The 20,755-nt window shown below is 29.2% G+C and carries 8 protein-coding genes; 3 read left to right on the top strand and 5 right to left on the bottom strand.

The genetic code is table 11. The features are described 5' to 3' along the window. Window positions 1-18: 18 nt before the first annotated feature. From ACWJKE_RS00180 to ACWJKE_RS00160, 5 genes are all read right to left on the bottom strand, one after another. The gene (locus ACWJKE_RS00180) at window positions 19-14,619 is read right to left on the bottom strand and encodes an amino acid adenylation domain-containing protein (protein ID WP_462959080.1); all 14,601 of its coding nucleotides are present in this window, start codon (window positions 14,617-14,619) and stop codon (window positions 19-21) included. Between the two features lie 34 nt (window positions 14,620-14,653). Continuing rightward, entirely contained in the window at window positions 14,654-15,520 is an 867-nt protein-coding gene (locus ACWJKE_RS00175; RefSeq protein ID WP_462959079.1) for an alpha/beta fold hydrolase, read from the bottom strand. Between the two features lie 120 nt (window positions 15,521-15,640). Then, window positions 15,641-16,357, bottom strand: a complete 717-nt coding sequence (locus tag ACWJKE_RS00170; protein ID WP_216301674.1) for a thioesterase II family protein — start codon at window positions 16,355-16,357, stop codon at window positions 15,641-15,643. Between the two features lie 18 nt (window positions 16,358-16,375). Continuing rightward, on the bottom strand, window positions 16,376-17,074 hold the full coding sequence (locus tag ACWJKE_RS00165; protein ID WP_216301673.1) for a 4'-phosphopantetheinyl transferase family protein: 699 nt from the start codon (window positions 17,072-17,074) through the stop codon (window positions 16,376-16,378). 530 nt (window positions 17,075-17,604) lie between these two features. After that, a complete protein-coding gene (locus ACWJKE_RS00160; protein ID WP_462959078.1) occupies window positions 17,605-18,369 on the bottom strand; it encodes a CPBP family intramembrane glutamic endopeptidase in 765 nt (254 codons plus the stop codon). Window positions 18,370-18,913: 544 nt separating this feature from the next. Here ACWJKE_RS00160 and ACWJKE_RS00155 point away from each other — a divergent pair. The 3 genes from ACWJKE_RS00155 to ACWJKE_RS00145 all read left to right on the top strand — a co-directional run bounded on the left by ACWJKE_RS00155 (window position 18,914) and on the right by ACWJKE_RS00145 (window position 20,672). Further along, window positions 18,914-19,282, top strand: a complete 369-nt coding sequence (locus ACWJKE_RS00155; protein WP_258280786.1) for a YmaF family protein — start codon at window positions 18,914-18,916, stop codon at window positions 19,280-19,282. Window positions 19,283-19,357: 75 nt separating this feature from the next. Next, window positions 19,358-19,699, top strand: a complete 342-nt coding sequence (locus ACWJKE_RS00150; protein ID WP_216301670.1) for a hypothetical protein — start codon at window positions 19,358-19,360, stop codon at window positions 19,697-19,699. Between the two features lie 64 nt (window positions 19,700-19,763). After that, window positions 19,764-20,672: a DNRLRE domain-containing protein gene (locus tag ACWJKE_RS00145; RefSeq protein ID WP_462959077.1), complete on the top strand. Its 909-nt coding sequence runs from the start codon at window positions 19,764-19,766 to the stop codon at window positions 20,670-20,672. Window positions 20,673-20,755: the final 83 nt, after the last annotated feature.

The following is a 20,755-nucleotide window of genomic DNA, read 5'->3' as shown; positions in this document are numbered from 1 at the left end:
ATTCTTCTCCTTTTCACTCTATTTTAAGCTCATAATTTTATTAACCATCTCATCAGTATCCATATTCTCTTCATTTAATAACATATCCATAATTGTACTTTCCATATCTACTTTTTCATCAATATTACTCTCTAATCGATACTGGTCCTCTTCTTTTTCTTTATTAAACAAATATTCGCATGTTTTTTTAATTGTAGAATAAGAAAATAAATCTGCCAACTCCATTGTTCCTGGATATACCTTATCTATTTTAGAGTGTAATGACATAACTTTTAATGAGTTACCACCAATATCAAAAAAGTTATCATTGATTCCAAAATCATCATGACTTAATACCTCTTTCCATATGTCCCACATTTGTTTTTCTTGTAATGTTTCTGGCTTTAACCGTTCAATTGCAATGCCTTTTTCTATTTCAGGCAAATTTTTGTAGTCTATCTTCCCATTGCTTGTTAAAGGCATTTCATTGATTTCCATTATATTTTTAGGCACCATATATTCTGGTAGATATTTTCTTGTTTTTTCTTTTATATTACTCTCTGACATTATTGAATCACTTGTGTAATAGCCACATAATTCACCATTTATTAACTTTATTGCCACAGTTTTTATTCCATCTATTGTTTCTAATATATTCTCTATTTCTTGTGGCTCAATTCTATACCCTCTTATTTTTACCTGATTATCTATTCTTCCCAAAAATTCTATTTCTCCATTACTTAACCATCTACCTTTATCACCTGTTTTGTACATTTTTCCCTTGGAGTATGGATTTTGCACAAACTTCTCTTTAGTTAGTTCTTCTCTATTTAAATATCCTACGGCAACTCCATTTCCACCAATTACAATTTCCCCAGCTATACCTTCCGGGTTTAAATTTCCATCTTTATCCATTACATATACCATTGTTCCTACTATTGGCTTTCCAATTGAGCTATATTCGCAATCCTGTGCATTTCTCTTAGCAGTAGCTACTATACTACATTCTGTTGGTCCATACTCATTTATTAATTCAGTATTACTATTTACTTTCCTTACATTCTTTATTACATCTACTATTAACTTATCACCAGCTGTTGTTATCATTCTTACAGTTTCAGCTTCCTCTTTTGTAATATCTTCATATATTGCTAAACACAATGCTGGTACTGCTATAAAGTGAGTTATTTTAGTTTCTTTTATTATTTTTCTTAAAGCTACTACATCTTTTGCGTTTTCCTCTGTTACTAACACCACTGTTGAGCCAGATACTATTGGTGTGAAAAAGCTTGTCATAAAACCATCGAACCCGTATGCGAATAGCTGCATAACATTATCACTTGCATCTAACTTATATTCCTCTTTTCTCCACTTTATTGATGAACCTAAGTTATTATGTGATACTAATACACCTTTTGGTTTCCCTGTACTTCCAGATGTATAAATAATATATGCATTTTGCCCTACTTCTCCCACCATATCTTCTTTAGCTTCTATACTGTCAATTTCTATTACTTTAACTCCAAGTTTCTTTGCTTTTTCTAAATTGTTTTTATCTGCAACTACTAACTTAACCTTACTATCGTCAAACATAAATTGTATTCTGTCACTTGGAAGTTTTGTATCTATTGGGATATACACAGCACCAGATTTCATTATGCCTATTACTCCTACAGCCATATTTAATGACCTGTCGCACATAAATGCCACTGTTTCTCCAATTTCTATTCCACTTTTAATAATAGAATCACTTACCCCATTTGATAGTGCATTCAACTCCCCGTAGCTTATTTTACTTTCCTCAAAACTTACCGCTTCCGCTAATGGATAGTTTTTCACCTGTTCGCTGAATAAATCTATTACATTTTCATTATTTGATTTTACTTTTTGGTTAAAAACTTGCAGTATTTTTTCTTCTCCTTTTTTATCCATTATTGATATTCTATTTATTGGTGCTTTAGGTGCCTTCACTACCGTCTCAACTAGATACATATAATACTCCCCAATGTTTTTAATGCTGTTACCATCAAATGCATTCTTATTATATGTTATATTAATTTTCAACTTATTACCTGGAGTAAATACTACACCAAATTGATAATTAGTATGTTCTCTCATAACAATATCTTTAATTTCGAATCCACAAACTTCCTTTTTAAATTCATTTTTCATTAACTCATTAACAGGATAATTTTCAAATGCTACAACATGATTTATTAAGTTATCCTTTAACTCAGAACAATGTTGAATTTCATAAAGTGGATAATAGCCAAACTCCTCTGATTTAACTAACTGTCCTTGGAATGAGCTTATTAAATCTGTAAAACTATCATTCTCCATAGTCTCTACACGAACCGGGATAGAATTAATAAACATACCAACTATTTTTTCTGCATTTTTTAAATCTTTTGGTCTACCAGATATAACTGTACCAAAGACTGCATCTTTAGTATTGTTTATTTTTTGAAGTATAATTCCCCATAGTACTTGCACAACAGTACTAAATGTTACATTATTTTTACTAGCTAGTTCTTTTAATCTAGTAGTTTGTTGTTCATTTAAATAAAAATCCATTTCTTCTAAATCATATTCACTTGACACTTTCTCATTTGGAATTGTAACTGCTGTATTATATCCATTAAAAACATCACTCCAATATTCTTTTGCAAGTTCCTTATCCTTGTTTCCAAGCCATGAAAGTAATTCAACATAATTTCCTTCTGAATTACTCTCAATAACAATACCTTTACGCTGCTTAATATAATATTGGAATAACTCCTCAAGGACAATTGCAACTGACCAACCGTCTAATATTATATGATGGAAGTTCCATATACATTTATACTTCTCATTACCTAACTTAACCAATGTAATATTACTTAATTTTGCATTTTCAAAATCAAATTTGCTTAAATAATCTTTTTCAAACTCACTATAGTTACCCTCACTGTAATCAAAATAATTAAAGCTACTTGGTACTTCCTTTAAAACCATTTGAATCGGACTACTTAATCCATTATTAATTATAGCTGTTCTAAAAATCTCATATTTTCTAGTTACAGCATCAACTGAATTTTTAAATAATTCCAAATCAATTTCGCCTTCTAAATCCATCACCATTTTTTCACAATACGCATCCGAATCTGTATTAAGTAATGCATGAAATAACATTCCTTGCTGCATTGGTGTTAATGGGTATATATTCTCTATATTTTTCAGTCTATTACTTACAATTGTATTAAACTCATTAATAGAAATATCTAATCCATAATCTGAAGGAGTTTTTTTTATTTCTTTAACTGAAGCGCAGTGATTTATTAATCGTTCAAGTGCTTGTACGTAATTTTCAGATAATTTATTAATAACTTCATCATTAAATAAGTGCGCTGAATAATCAAATGCAATCTTAAATACTGAGTTCTCAATTTTACAACTAATATCTAAAGCATATTTACGTGCAATTTTTCCATTTACCGCTTCTCCTATAGCCATATCTGATAGTGTTATTTCCTCACCTTTAAGTTTTTCTATTTGTCCTAAATAATTAAAGCTTATTTGAGAAACTTTATTTAACTGTTCTTCATATGGATTTAAATATTTCAAAATGGAATAATCAATACCCTTGTTAGGTATTTTCCTCATACTTTCTTTAATTGTACAAATTGATTTTTCAATTGTTTCTTCCATATTTAAAACAACTGGATATATTGACGTAAACCAACCTAATGTTCTTGATACATCACTATGCTCGAATAGTTTTTCACGTCCATGACCCTCAATATCAATTCCTATTGTTTTTATATTCATAGTATGATGAAAAGCTTCAATTAAAGCTGTTAAAAGAATTTCTTCAACTTTTGTATTATATGGTATGTTCGCAACAGTTAATAATTTTTTAGTATTCTCTTCTTCAATTTCTGCTTTTACTGTATTAGTCTGCTCATATGTTCCAAAACGGTGCTTTTCTTCAATAAACTCACTATTATTTATTGTTTGAACTTCAGACCAATATTTTAACTTTGATTTCCCATTTTTAGATTGTGCATACCTATTGATACCTTCTGACCATTCTTTAAATGATAATGTTTTATCTAATAATTCTACTTTTTTGCCATCTCTTATAGATTTATAAACTTGTACTAAATCCTCTGATAGAATTCTCCAAGATACTCCGTCTATAATCATATGGTGTATAACAAATAATAAGTGATCGCCTTTATTAGTTTTGAATAATGTAACATTGTATAATTTCTTAGAAAACAATGTAATATCTTTCTGTGCTTCATTGGCATATTGTAATATTTTTGCTTCCAAATCTTTTTCTGATGTTAGATCTATATAATTAATTTCACATATATCCTGAATATCTTCTATAGTTTGATACGTCTGCACAATACCATCGTTACATCTCTCAAACCGAATTCTAAGTGAATCGTGATAAGAAACAATTTCTCTTATAGTTTCTTTTAGAGCATTTACATCGAACCCCTTGGCATTAAAAAACATAACTGCCTGATTGTAGTTATATATCTCAGCTCCATCTGTTTCTAAAAGCCATTTTTGTATTGCTGTCAATTTAACATTCCCATAAACTTCATCTTGTGAATAAGTTTCAATATTAAATTTTACTCTTTCACTTATTTTTTCAATAGTTGGATATTTAAATAAATCTTTAATTTCAAATTGAATACCTAAAGCATTTAATCTTGAATATATCTGTATTGCCTTTATGGAGTCTCCTCCACTAACAAAATAATTATCATTTATTCCAATTTTGTCTAAACCCAGAACTTGAGACCATACATTAGCTATTTTTTCTTGACACTCATTTTTAGGAGCTACATATTCATTTGTACTAACTTGACTATCTGAATTTGGTAATGCTTTAATGTCTGTTTTACCACTTGATGTTATTGGTACTTTCTCAATTTTAATAATATATGCTGGTATCATATATTGAGGTAAAAATGTTGATAAAAATCCTCTTAGCTTTTCTATATCTAGACTTTTTTCTGATACATAGTATGCAATTAGGTTATTAGTACCTAACTTGTCTTTTTTAATAGTAACTACCGAATCATTTATGTATTCATGCTTAAGCATTGCTTCCTTAATTTCACCTAGTTCTATTCTGTATCCACGAATTTTAACCTGTTCATCAATTCTTCCTAAATATTCAAGTTCTCCATTAGGAAGATATTTTGCCAAATCTCCACTTCTATATGTTCTAGTTCCAACTTTTTCGTATGTATGAGAAATAAATTTTTCCAAGTTAAGTTCATCACGGTTAATGTATCCTCTTCCAACTCCTTCACCACTTACAATCATCTCTCCTGGCATACCTATAGGTAATAATTTCATGTTTCTATCTACTATGTTTACCCTAAGCGTGGGTATTGGAACTCCAATATTACATATATTGTTATCTATTTCATATTGGCCAATTTCTTTATAAGACACATGAACTGTAGTCTCGGTAATTCCATACATATTTATTAACTTTACATTAATATACATTTTGTGGAAACTATTAAGCAGCGTGGTTTGTAATGCTTCACCACCAAAAATAATATATCTTAAATTTAATCCAATGTTATTAGTTAATATAACTTGCTCTGAAAAAGCATTAAATGCTGTAGGAGTTTGATTTAACACTGTAACTTTTTCTTTTTCTACTAATTTTACAAATGAAATAGTATTTCTAGCTATATTACGTGGTACTACAATTAGCTTTCCTCCAAACAATAATGCGCCATACATTTCCCAAACTGAGAAATCAAAACAAAAGGAATGGAACATTGTCCAGATATCATTCTTGTTAAAATCATATAAGTTATTATCATTAATCATCAAACGCACAACATTTTTATGTTCAATCATTACTCCCTTAGGCTTACCGGTTGTACCTGATGTATAAATTACATAAGCCATATCCGATGGTTTTATATAAACATTTAAATTCTCAACTGACTCTTCTAGATTATCTAATGTTACGTCAACGAATATACGCTCTGATTTAACCCCATATTTATCACCTTTAAAAAGAACTGCTTTTGCATTACTATCCTCAATCATAAATTCTAATCGCTCTACTGGATAGTATCTGTCTAGTGGCATATATGCTGCACCTGCTTTTAAAACCCCTAATGCAGATATTACAATATACTCTGTTTGTTCCATAAGCAGTCCAACTATATCGTTAGACTTAACACCTGTATTTACAAGTTTTCTAGCAATAGCACTTGAAATGTTATTAACTTCATTATAAGTAAATTCTCTATCTTCGCATTTAATTGCCATTCTATTACCATTCTTCTCTACCTGCTCCATAAATAAATCTATAATAGTTTTGTTATGAGGATACCCCACAGATGGTTGATTAAATTCAGTTAGCATCTTTGAATAATCGAATTTATCTAAAATATCTATTTCATCTAAATAAACATCAAAATTGTTTGAAACTCTTTCCAAAGCATTCAAATAATGCCTAGAGAGTTGATTAATAAACCATTCTTCATATTCATTTGAGTTATATACAAAGTCTATTATAATCTCATCACTAGGTACAATTATTATATTTAAGTCATAATTTGTTTGCTCAAATGCATCAATATCCTTTATAACAGGCAAAAGATTGTTTTCCCCCATACTATCCATAACTTGCTTCATAGGGTGGTTCTCAAACACAAATATATGTGATAATAAATTATCACCAAGAATCGATAAAGCTTGTATTGATGCTAATGGATAATAACTAAACTCTTCCATGTCAATAAAATCGCTCTGAACGTTTTTAACAACTTCTTCAAATTTTATATTTTCATTTACATTAACTCTTACTGGTAGTGTATTAATAAATAATCCTATCATATCTTCGATTCCATCTATAGCAGATGAACGTCCCGAAACTACAGTTCCAAATACTACATCATTTGTATTACAATAACTCATTAAAACAAGTGCCCACACTGACTGCATAGCTGAATTTAGAGTAACTCCACAATCTTCCGCAGTTTTTATTAACATACTCGATATTTCTTTTGATAATTTAATCCTATGTTTCTTTTGTTTATATGTACTATACTTTTTATCTGAACCCTTTAAATTTGAACTGGTGTCACATGTTTGAATTTTATCCTTCCAAAAATTCATTGCCGCATCTTCATCTTGATCTAATACCCAATCAATGTATTTATTGTATTGATTCAGATGTTTTTCATTTAAAATATTACCATTAATTATTGATTCATAATTTTCAAAAATTTCTTTAAATACAATAGACATACTCCAGCCATCCATTAATATATGATGATCACTCAATATAAGACGGTAAGATATTTCATCAAGTTTAAATAATTTCATCCTTATTAGAGGCCCTACTTGTAAATTAAAACCTTCTTTTTTATCTTTTATACAATACTCATCAACTATCCTATTTTTTTCATCAAAAGTGTTATCAGTTGAAATATCTTCAAATTTAAAATTTATTTGTGTATTTTCGTAATTTTTTACAATTTGACGTGGCTCTTGTAGATTTTCATACATAAATACTGTTCTAAAAATATCACAATTTTTAATAAGCATACAATATGCCTTCTTTAATGCTTCAACATCAATTTCCCCCTGAAGAGTTATATAATTTTGCTCAAAGTAACTTTTAGATTCATTATCTAAAAGTGAATGAAAAAGCATACCTGACTGCATAGGTGATAGTTTATATATCCTTTCAATATCCTGACCTACATTTTCATATATTTTATCAAGTTCATTAAAATTTAAAGAACTATCCCCAAAATCTGATGGAGTTTTAATTATATTTGTTTCTTCTTCACAATGTTGAACAATAGCTTCACATACATCCTTAAAGGAATTTGCTAAATCATTAATAATGGCTTCGTTGTATTTTGATTTTGAATAATCAAAAGAGATCATCAGCTTATCATTGTAAAATTTAACATTAATATCTAACATATATTTCGTCTTCATTGCTGGTGAAATCATGCTTCCTGCAGGATAATCAGATAATTTTGTACCAATATCGCTTTGTGATTCAAAATCTACTTCTCCTAAATAATTAAAACTAATGCTACTATCTAAGGCTCCTTTAAGCTTATGTGTATAATATCTCAAGACTTGATATCCTAATCCGTTTTCAGGTACACATCTTAAGTTATCTTTAACTAAACATATTGTTTTACCTATATTGTTTTCAGCTATTTCTATATTTACAGGATAAATCGCTGTAAACCATCCTACTGTTTGGGCATAATCAAACCCTTGTCCTGGTAGTACCCTACCTATACTTTCAAGATCAACTAATAAATTTTTACTACTATCTATCTTATTAAAAGCAAGTGCTAATGCAGATAACAGTATGTCATTTGGTTGTGTATTATAAATCTTATTAACATCTTTTAATAATTTTTTAGATACTTGAGGATTAATTTCCATGGTAATATGTTCTCTATCGCCGAATAGAACTTCTTCTTTAATATCTACATTATTTTTAGAATTAATATTTTCCCAATATCTCACCTGTTTATTTAGTTTTTCATTATTTGAATACCTTTTTAGATATTCAACATATTCTTTATATGATTTTGATTTATTATCTACTTCATATACAATTCCTTTACAAATGTTCTCATATGCCTCTATGAAATTTTTAAGTATTATACGCCAAGACACGCCGTCTACGATCAAATGATGCATAGCTATCATTAAATGATCGCCTCTCTTGGTTTTTATTACAGCAAGACGTATTAACTCTGATGATAAATTAATCTTTTGATGAATACTTTCAACAATTTCACCTATAAGTTGTTCCTCATTAACTTCATTAAATACTTTAAACTCTTCTATTATAAAATAATCATCTTCAACTTCTCCAATAACTTGCTTAACGACTTCATTGCATGTTGAAAATCTTGCTCTCAACATATCATGTTGACTCACTATATATTTAAATGATTTTCTTACTAAATCTAATTTAAAGCCTTCTTCTCTGAAAACCATAATAGCTTGATTAAAGTACAATCTTGAATCATAAGTATCAAAGAAACGTTTTTGAACTGGTGATAAATCTACCTCTCCAGTTACAACATCATATTTTTTTTGATTAACATATGTAACTTTTTTAGCAAGTTGTGCAATAGTTGGATTACTAAATAACTGTTGCATCGTAAATTCTAAACCAGCTTTCTTTAAGTGTGATGCTATCTGTAAAGCCTTAATAGAATCACCACCTATTGCGAAAAAATTATCGTTTATTCCTACGCCCTTAAGATTTAATACATCTTTCCATGCAATAGCTAATAATTTTTCTTCTTTAGTTTTAGGTAATATAATCTCCCTATCAAGAATATCAAATTGAGGTTTAGGCAATCTTTTTCTATCCACTTTTCCTGACATTGTTATATATATTTCATCAAGCTTAATAATAAATGTTGGTATCATATAATTGGGTAGTTGACTTACTAAGTAGCTTCTAACATCCTCTTGTCCAATGTCTTCTTTAGCAGTAAAATATCCACAAAGGTACTTATCTCCCTCATCACTTTCATAGTCAATTACAGTGCATTGATTAACGCCTTCAAGTTTTAAAACTTTATCTTCTATTTCTTGAGTCTCAATTCTAAAGCCTCTTATTTTCACCTGATAATCACGTCTTCCGAGAAAATAAATATCCCAATTCTCTCCCCATTTTGCAACATCACCTGTTTTATATAAATATTCACTATCAATTTCACTAAATGAATTTTTTATAAAAACTTTACTTGTCTTCTCATTATCCTTATAATATCCATCTGCTAAACATATTCCCGCTATATAAATTTCACCTATAACACCTCTTGGAACTGGTTGCATATTGTCATCAAGTAATAAAATATTAACATTGCTAATTGGTTTTCCGATAGGAATCACACCATTTTCTTCTTTAGAAATAACCTTATATACACAACCTATACTTGCCTCTGTTGGGCCATATAAATTAATGCATTGAGTATCTGGAAATAACTTCATAAAATCATGAACAGAGTTTTGTTTTATTTCTTCTCCACCAATTATTATCCAATTTAAACTATCTAATGTTTCTAATGAATGTTTTGACTCTTTCATTTCACTAACAATTACATTGAATACTGATGGAACAAAATCAGTTATTGTGATTTTTTCATCTGCGATAACTTTTGTTATATATTCAGCAGACATAATTGCATTAGGAACAGGTATAACTGTTTTACCACCATTTATCAATGGCCAAAACATTTGCCACACTGAACTATCATATACATAATTTGTAGTATTTAATACACTATTACTTCCATTTATACCTAATCTCTCGTTCATCCACATCAAACGGTTAATAATTCCTCTATACGGAACTACCACACCTTTAGGCTTACCTGTTGATCCAGAAGTATATATGATATAAACTACGTCACTACTTAAAATCTCAACATGAGGATTTTCACTTTTTGTACCTATATCTTTAAGCGTAACTTCCCATTTTTCAACTGATACCTCTTCTAAAACTTTACTTTGAGTGCTAGTTATAACAAATCCAGCGCCAATTTCAGCAATAATCATATTTATTCTTGCTGATGGCCAGCTAGGATCAAGAGGACAAAATGTTGCTCCTGACTTCATTATTGCAATTTCAATTATTAGCATTTCAAAGCTTCTATCAGCTATAATTGGTACTACACAACCCCTTGATATATTTGAATCCAATAATTTATACGCCAAATTATTGGCACGGTCATTTACCTCTTTATATGTTAAACCTTCTCCATTAAATGAAACAGCTATTGAATTTGGTTTTAAAATCACTTGTCTCTCGAAAAGTTCTTTAATATTTGAGTTTTTGTATTTGTATTCTACGTGTGTATTATTATTCTGTATCACTATCTGATCATATTCTTCTATTGATAACATATTAAGTTTGTATATCGGATCTTTAGGTGAACTCGTTGTTTCTTCAATTAAATTTATAAAGTGTTTAATAAATTTTTCCATTGTTTCAAGTTTAAAAAGATTGCTGTTATACCTAAGTTGAAAATTCATAATCTTATTTTCTTCTTGTGCATCAAGTGTAATATCAAACTTAGAACTATTTTGTTCTATTTTCACTTTACTTAATCTCAAGCCATGGATTTTATGCTCATTTATTGGTATATCGTGTAATGCAAACATTGTTGAAAACAATGGATTTGTACCGCTTTCGGATGTTAACCCCAGCCCTGATACAATTTTTTCTATGGAACATCCCTCATTAGTTAGTGCTAGCGGAACATCATCCTTAATTTCATTTAATAATTCTATAAAATTTTTCTCTGATTTAGGATAAACTCTAACTGGTAAACTATTAACAAACATACCTACCATTTTTTCAAACTGTTCCGAGTATCTACCATAACTTGGTAAACCTATAGTGACATCGTTTTGTCCGGTATACTTTCCTAACAATATACTATACACTCCTAAAAGCATCATATATGGAGTAACTGCATTTTGAGAGCAAAATTTATTCACCTTATCTGTTAGTTCAACACCAATGTCAAAATTCAGTGTTTTACCCTTCAATCTAATTATTGAATCACGTGGGAAATCTGTAGTAATATTACTTATACCATTCCAGTCTTTAAATCGTTCAATCCAGTAGTTCATATTGTTTTTAACTAAACTTTGTCCTTCCTTGCCATTCTGCCAAACTGAATAATCAATAAATTCTATATCCTGCACTTCAAGTTCCTTTCCCTCATACAGTGCACAGAACTCATCATATAAGATTGACATAGATATTCCATCAACAGCAATATGGTGTGAGTCAAACATAATATACTTTATATTATTACATTCAACAATTTGCATTCTTAATAATGGTGCTTTTTCAAAGTTAAAAGCACGTAAAAATTTTGTAAATTCCTCTTCAATAGACTTGTTACTTTTTACAAAATCAACTGAAATACTTATATTCTCTTTAACTTGCTGATGTATTCCCTCATTTGTACGTATATAAACTGTACGTAAAATTTTATGACGGTTTAATAACTTTTGTGCTACCTTTTGTACCCTCGATATATCTAATGCTCCTTCAACTTTCATTACCAATGGCACATTATATCCAATTCCTGTATCATCAAATTCACAGCTCATATATATTCCTTGTTGTAATGCTGTCAATTCATAAGTATCTTGTGCATCTGCTTTTTTTATTTTTACAACTTCGTTACTACTTAACTTTTCAACAGCACAAACAAATAATTTAATAGAATCATTATTCATTAATAATGGTAATGTTACCTTTTTACCACTTCTTTGTGAAACCTTAGATGCCATAATTATACCTTTTAATGAGTTACCGCCAATCTCAAAAAATTTATCATTAGTCCCAAAATCATCATTACCCAACACTTCTTTCCATATATCCCACATTTGTTTTTCTTGTAATGTTTCTGGCTTAATGCGTTCAGATATAATGTTTTTTTCTATTTCAGGCAAATTTTTATAGTCTATCTTACCATTACTTGTTAAAGGCATTTCATTGATTTTTATAATGTTTTTAGGAACCATATATTCTGGTAGATTCTTTCTTATTCCTTCAATAATATTATCTTCGAGCATTATTGAATCACTTGTATAATAACCACATAATTCGCCATTTACTAGCTTTATTGCCGCAGTCTTTATTCCATCTATTGTTTCTAATATATTTTCTATTTCCTGAAGCTCAATTCTATACCCTCTTATTTTCACCTGATTATCTATTCTTCCCAAAAATTCTATTTCTCCATTACTTAACCATCTACCCTTATCTCCCGTTTTATACATTCTCCCCTTATTGTATGGATTTTGCACAAACTTCTCTTTAGTTAGGTCTTCTCTATTTAAATATCCTACTGCAACTCCATTCCCACCAATTACAATCTCTCCCGCTACATTTTCTGGCAATAGATTCCCATATTGGTCCATTATATATATGGATGCTCCTATTATTGGTTTCCCAATTGAACTATTCCCACAATCGTTTGCATTTCTCTTAGCCGTTGCTACTATACTACATTCTGTCGGTCCATACTCATTTATCAATTCTGTATTTTTATTTACTTCCTTTATTTTTTTTATTACCTCTATTATTAACTTATCACCAGCTGTTGTTATCATTCTTACGGTTTCAGCTTCCTCTTTTGTAATATCTTCATAAATTGCTAAACATAAAGCTGGGACTGCTATAAAGTGAGTTATTTTGGTTTCTTTTATAATTTTTCTTAAAGCTACTACATCTTTTACATTTTCCTCTGTTACTAACACCACCGTTGATCCAGATACTATTGGTGTGAAGAAGCTTGTCATAAATCCATCAAAACCATATGAGAATAACTGCATAACATTATCACTTGCATCTAACTTATATTCCTCTTTTCTCCACTTTATTGATGAACCTAAGTTATTATGTGATACTAATACGCCTTTTGGTTTTCCCGTACTTCCTGATGTATAAATAATATATGCATTTTCTCCTACTTCTCCTATTGTGTTTTCAGCAGCTTCTATACTATCAATTTCTATTACTTTAACTCCAATTTCCTTTGCTTTTGCTAAATTATTTTTATCTGCTATTACTAATTTAACGTCACTGTCTTCAAACATAAATTTCATTCTGTCACTTGGAAGTTTTGTATCTATTGGGATATACACAGCACCGGATTTCATTATCCCTATTACTCCTACAGCCATGTTTAATGATCTGTCGCACATAAATGCCACTGTTTGTCCAGCTTTTATTCCATTTTTTATAATAGAATCACTTACCCCATTTGATAGTGCATTCAACTCCTCATAGCTTATTTTACTTTCCTCAAATCTTACAGCTTCTGCTGATGGATGATTTTTCACCTGTTCACTGAATAGACCTATTACATTTTCATTATTATATTCTACTTCCCGGTTGTAAACTTGAAGTATTTCTTCTTCTTGTTTTTTACCTGTAATCGATATTCTATTTATTTCTACTTCAGGTATCTTAACTACTGTTTCAAAAACTGCCATTATACTCTTGCCTATTACCTCAATATCATATTCACTATATATGTTGCTATTATAATAAATTTCAAAATTATATTTATTGACTTTAAAAATACAGTTGCACTTTGTTTCTTCTAGATTAACACTTTTATCATACTCTTGTGATGTTATTCCTATTTCAAAGAGTTCATCAATACAACTTACTTTTAATCCTAATTTACGTGAAATACTCTTTATGTTAAAATTTTGATGCTTATCTGCCATTATATAATCATCTTCAACTTGCCTTACAAGTGTTACAAATGGTGTGTTATTTTCAAAGTCTGCAAATACAGGGACATATCTACCAGTGTTAGATTTAACTCCTATAAAAACATTAGAATTATTGTACTTATTTAATACAATTGAAACTATAGCTGAAAAAAAACTTAATATATTACCCATACCCTCAAATTTTTCATTTGGATTTAGTACATTTAAATACTTATTGGGGAATGTTTTTTTTTCTAAAGTCATACTTCCTTTGCTTTTAATATTTTTGAAAACAGACTTGTTTTCAAATTTTTTTAATGTATCAACCCACTTTTCTCTGCTCTCTACTATATTTATCATTGACATATCCCCTTTTAAATTTTTATAAAATATATTATTTCTTAAGAACTTGTTTATAAAATCCAACTACTGTTTTTGCTATATCTTTATATTTTTTGTGATGAATATAATGGTCACAATCACTATAAACAACCTTGCTTTTCAGACTAAAATAGCTCTCTAAATCACTTTGAACAGCCTCCCAATTTTCATATCCGTTATTTACAGAACTAAAACTGATTAAATCAATTTCTGTAGGTCTTATACCTGATTTAATTTTCTCTCCATTTCTATTCAACATATCAAGTTCTCTTTTCATTTCATTGCTTCCAGCATTTTCATTTGCCATTTGTATTTTTATATCCTGTACTTCTTTTGGTAATCCATCTATATCTACAAAAATTTTATTTGCTAAAGATGTATAACGCATTTTTTTCATTAAATCTGAAGTAATGCACCTATTAATTAAATTGCTGCCTAATTTTTGAATTAAACTCCTCTTAAAGTTCTTAGCATATATTGGGCTAATGCCATCAATTGTTGCTACAAACATAACCTCATTTGGATATAATTGCGAGAATCTAATACTCTCTAATGATCCCATTGAATGCCCAATAAATATATATGGAGGTGTAATCGATGCTTTTTTTAAAAGACTTCTCAATTGCTCTACAACTGTATCTATGTCTCTTATTGAATTAGTTGTTCCACTAAACCCATATCCTGGTCTTTCATAAACGCATGTACTAATACTTTTCGATAATTCATCTAGCAGTTGATAAAAGTCTGCATATGGAGAAGTAGTTCCACTTCCTGAAATAAGAATCGCAGTTCCTACACTCTTTCTATTAACTAAATATAAATGCATTTTACACCCATCAACTTCGTATATATTTCCAGGTACTGTTATTTTTTTTAACATTACAGTATCCTCCTCCTAAGTACACTATAGTTATAAATTTCTGCTACATAATTAACTTTTTAAATATGTACTAGTAAAAATTATTAATGTACTGAATTAATTTAAAATATGCCATATATTTTAATTCATTTTGGAAAGTAAAGTATTATTTATATCTTCTATGACATCGTCTTCATAATCGTTTATAAAAAAATGACCGCTGTTAAATTTTTTCAATCTAAAATTGGAAGTTACAAGTTCTTCCCATGCGTTGGCTTCATCTATACTCATACTCTCATCCTTAGTTCCTACCAATACTGTCATATCACTCTCTATTTTTTTTTCTTTTTTTATATAATTATATGTATCTCCGATTTTAAAATCTGCCCTTAAAATAGGAAGAAAAAAATCCATAACTTCATTATTTATAAAAATTTCATTTGATGTAGTTAGTCCATATTTTAATATTAATTCTTTAAATTTATCTAATGGTAGTTTATAACTATCCCTGTTTTCTATTCTTAACTGTGGCGCTTTAGATCCAGATATAAAAATATGTACTGGCCTTTTATAATTAGACTTCATTAATTTGTAATAAAGTTCATATGCAATCAAGCCTCCCATACTATGTCCTAAAATAGCATATTCCGAATATTCATCAATTTCTTGCGATACTTCTTTAAATACTTCTTCAACAATGTCATCAATGTTTGTACATAGTTGTTCATTAGCTTTTAATCCTCTTCCTGGTAATTCTACTGCATGAACCTCAATATTTTTATTTAATTGTTTTTTCCACTTTAAATATACAGTTGCTGACGCTCCTGCATATGGAATACAAAATAACTTTACCTTCATATTCTTCTCCCCCTTAATTTACAATCTAATAAACTCACTGAAAAGTTCAGCAACCTTAATTATTTTTATTTCGTTTGGAAATATTTTCATAGGAGTAGCTATTGATATTGTATATTCATTATGAAACTTACATATTTTAAAATAATATATGTTATTAGGATTATCAGAATTAATCCATAAGTCCTTTTCAAGCTTGTCTTTTGATATCTCAAAACTATCTAGCGGAATAGATAAACCTCTTCCAAGCGCTTTAATAAAACTTTCCTTTAGTGTCCATATCTCATAAAATCTACTTATACTACTATTCTTATTTCCAAAATACACATATTCTTTCTCGTTTTTTGTAAAACATGCATCTACAATATCCACTTGTAAATCTAAATTTATTTCAATATCTATACCGATTTCATAATTTGAAAATACCCCTACAACCCATTCTCCTGAATGAGATATATTAAAATATATATTTTTGTTATTTATTATGTATGGCTTACCATAATTATTTTTAAAAAACTTAAGGTCTTTATTGGAAATACCTAATATACTACACATTTTTGTTCTTGTTAGCATTTCTCCAATTGAAGTTCTAAATAAATCTTCTTTATATTTAAAGCTACGTTTTAAGTCTTGTCCATAATTATCCAGTCTTTCTGTTATTTTTTCTATATTAATATCTAAAAATTCATCTTTAATATTAACCGCAAAACCCTCTATCATTAATATATATCTCCTCACTTATTAACACTCTTTCTTTTATAATGAGTGATATTATGACTGAAACTAAAAGTCTATTTCTAATCTAAATCTTATGTAACTTATGTTTTTTAGAAAATTCTCATCTGATTACACTTTTATGTTTCGACCTAATAATTCTATTAATTGCAAATTATAAACTTCTTTCTAAGAATATAACATATTATATCAAAATTTGCAAATTAAATTGAATATAATACATATTTGCCTATAATTATACATAAGCATCAGCAACCATACCTTTTTTATTCCTTATACATGAATTATGCAATCGATGTTTTGAAGTTATGGAAGATATTTAGCATATGATACTGATCCAGCTTCAATTTTTTTCACTACCTCAAAAAAATAAAGAGTGGATTTTAACCCTAAATATAGGATAAAATTCACTCTTAATAAAAGAAGTATAATAATTTTTTAATATGTAATTAGGTTGCAAATCTATACGCTTATTTTTCTTATAGCTTTCGAACTTCTGTGCCTGCACTAAGCTACTAACAGCAGAGATGCGGTTTTTTTTTATAAAAATCGTATGTAAACAATACAGTTATAACCAACATACCCGATAAAATCTTTATTACCACAACTTTAAAATCATCCATATTACTTGATAAAATCATTGTATTAAACATTCCATGCATGATAGCCGCTGCAAATATAGATTCTGACTTTTCACGAATATAAGTAATAATTATAGATATAACAAACATTTGTATAAAATTAATAATTGCTCCTTTAATCGGATTATTGGGATACTTATACCATATGCTAACAGGAGTATGCCACACTGCCCATATAAAGCCTATAAGTAATGATGATTTAATCATACCTACATGTTTCAACTCATTAAACAAAAAACCTCTCCACGCTAATTCTTCTATTAATGCTGAAACAGCTGAAATAGACAGACCAATTATTATATTTATTATAAATGTTTTTTTCGAAAAAATTATGTTGTTAAACTGGATAATGCTAATTACATTGATAACCAATGCCATTAACATAGGTAATAATATTGAAAATAAAAACCAAGAATTAGGTCTAAAAGAAATGCCAAGACAACCTTTTAATTTCTGTTTGAAGATAAATTTTTGCACAATAATAACTGAAATAAAAGGGATAATCATTGGTACTCCTAATAAATCGACAGCAATCGGACTTGATTTCCCTCCAATAACCTGAAGAATTAAATAAAATAAAAGTGTAATAATATATGTCAACATTACAAAGTACAACACTTTTTTAGTCCTCCTACTCATTGACAACACCTCCTTCTATGTTTGGATAGTGTAAACACTATCTTTGTTTTATATATTTAAATCCTTGCTATTCTTCACAATAATCTACACTTGCGAAACAACTCTTATGAAGATTATAACATTATTTTACCACAGGCTTTTACTTTTAGTGTCGTTTTTAATCAATCTACGTATTATATACTAAATAAAGCTAAGGAGCGATGTTATGCCAAATATGGAAACAAAGTATCATCCTGAAGATTGGTGTGTCGAAAAAGACGATTGTGAAGACCAGTGTGATTTTGAAGAAAAACATGATGATATAGTCGACGTTAAAGACCAGTGTGATTTTGAAAAAAAACTTGATGACAATATCGATGATAGAGATCATTGTGATTCCGAAAAAAAACTTAATGACAATATCGATGATAAAGATCATTGTGATTTCGAAAAAAAACTTAATGACAATATCGATGATAAAGATCATTGTGATTCCGAAAAAAAACTTAATGACAATATCGATGATAAAGATCATTGTGACTTCGAAAAAAAACTTAATGACAATATCGATGATAAAGATCATTGTGATTCCGAAAAAAAACAATTTCATGTCCATGAGTTTGAAGGTAGCACTACAATAGCTGAATTAGAGGAAACACCTCCTAATCATAGATTTGCTGGAGTATCCAGTCCTGCAATATCTGTTTCAGGTGGACATATTCATAAAGTTAAGTCAAGAACAGATTGTTTTGATCACTTACATTATTTCGAAGCAACTTCTGGCCTTCAGATACCTGTTGGTAATGGAAAACATGTTCATTTAGTAAAAATCACTACATCAGTAAATGATTTCCATTCCCATAAATTAATATTTGTTACACTTATAGACTCCCCAATACTCGAAGAAAAAAATAGTATAAATACTCCTTTTTAGTCACAAAATACTATAAATGCGATACTATGTATTGAGCAATAAAAAGCTTAAATTAAAAATAAGGAGTCTTTATATATGGCAGCACTAACTTTAGATTTTGGAAGCCCTAAAACTGCTTCTGTTCAAGAAATACAGCTTACTGGTAAGATTGGTACTGATTCTCCAACCTATGCAGTAACTATAACTTTGGATGTTCTAGATAATATTACTACTCCGCTTACGCCTACTCATAGATATTTTTATGTAACAAAGGAGTATCTTGCTGGTGCAGACTTCTCGACTACACCCGACGAAGTATATATGGCAATTACCCCCAGACTAACAGCTAATGAACTTTTATCAACACCAAAGCCAGTGACATTATTAATCTCTGGAGATGGTGGAGCTTTTGAAGGAGCTATGATTCCAATAGCATAATAATAAACACAAACAAAGCCTCGGCAGGCTTTGTTTGTGTTATAAGATAAGGAGTGTAACAAAAGTGGAAAGTATTATAATACCATCAACTAAAAGTCTTACATTAACAAATAAAATTCCTACTGGAAACATAAATAAAGATTATATAACCGTAGGAAATGATGGAGTATATACTTATTCAAGCCTTTTATTTTTTGATATCTCCACAATACCAAATAATGCTGAAATAACCAATGCAGAAATTGTATTATTTAAAACTGATAACTTTTATAAAAATAAAAAAAAATGTATTAATATATATCCGCTTTTTGATTATTTTAGCAATTACACTACCTATAAAAATCCTCCGAAAGTTAACCATCTTATTGAAGGTAGCATATATCCCATAACTTCTAAAATATCAGTTACAGCGAATCTTACTAAGATTGTTTCGCTATGGTTCAAGAATTCAAATTCAAACAAGGGTATAATTCTGTGTAAAAAAAATAATGATTTTATCACTAACTTTGGTTCGGCCATGTGTAATGATAGCAATTTAATTCCATTTATAAAAGTAATTTATTGTATAAAAAATACTATCGTAATACAAGAAAAACATACTAGTTGTAAAGATGAATGTAATCATAATATCGAAAATCATACTTCAATGAAGGTAATATATTATCCTTGTCCCTGCAATTGCAATTCTAATCCAAATCCTGGAATACCAACAACAAGACAGGTTAAAGTTACCGGAATAGTTGCACCAATGGCAATATATGAAGCAATTGTAAAACTGGCGGTAACTAGAAACGGTACTGGTCATGCTGATAATTATTATATTACTGATGAATACGATAATTCTTCAAGCAATACTCCACTTGCAATAGACAAAATTTATAATATTCCTGTTCTTCCAAAAGCAAATCCAGGAGATACTGAAAATGTTGATTTTTATGGAGCTTATAAAGGAAATTTAGAACTATTTCTGTGAACTACCACCACTTCTAGAAGTGGTAGTAGCTCACAAATAATCCATTTCTAGATGATGTCAGCTATTAAACTAACAATTACATA

It is taken from the genome of Clostridium sp. CM036, from assembly GCF_055081135.1.
The sequence above is the reverse complement of the archived record's forward strand: the minus strand, read 5'-3'. Positions and strand labels throughout refer to the sequence as shown.

What these genes read in the sequence shown, in the direction of transcription:
- ACWJKE_RS00180 (WP_462959080.1), bottom strand. Translation starts at nt 14,619, where the DNA reads ATGATAAATATAGTAGAGAGCAGAGAAAAGTGGGTTGATACATTAAAA.
- ACWJKE_RS00175 (WP_462959079.1), bottom strand. Translation starts at nt 15,520, where the DNA reads ATGTTAAAAAAAATAACAGTACCTGGAAATATATACGAAGTTGATGGG.
- ACWJKE_RS00170 (WP_216301674.1), bottom strand. Translation starts at nt 16,357, where the DNA reads ATGAAGGTAAAGTTATTTTGTATTCCATATGCAGGAGCGTCAGCAACT.
- ACWJKE_RS00165 (WP_216301673.1), bottom strand. Translation starts at nt 17,074, where the DNA reads ATGATAGAGGGTTTTGCGGTTAATATTAAAGATGAATTTTTAGATATT.
- ACWJKE_RS00160 (WP_462959078.1), bottom strand. Translation starts at nt 18,369, where the DNA reads ATGAGTAGGAGGACTAAAAAAGTGTTGTACTTTGTAATGTTGACATAT.
- ACWJKE_RS00150 (WP_216301670.1), top strand. Translation starts at nt 19,358, where the DNA reads ATGGCAGCACTAACTTTAGATTTTGGAAGCCCTAAAACTGCTTCTGTT.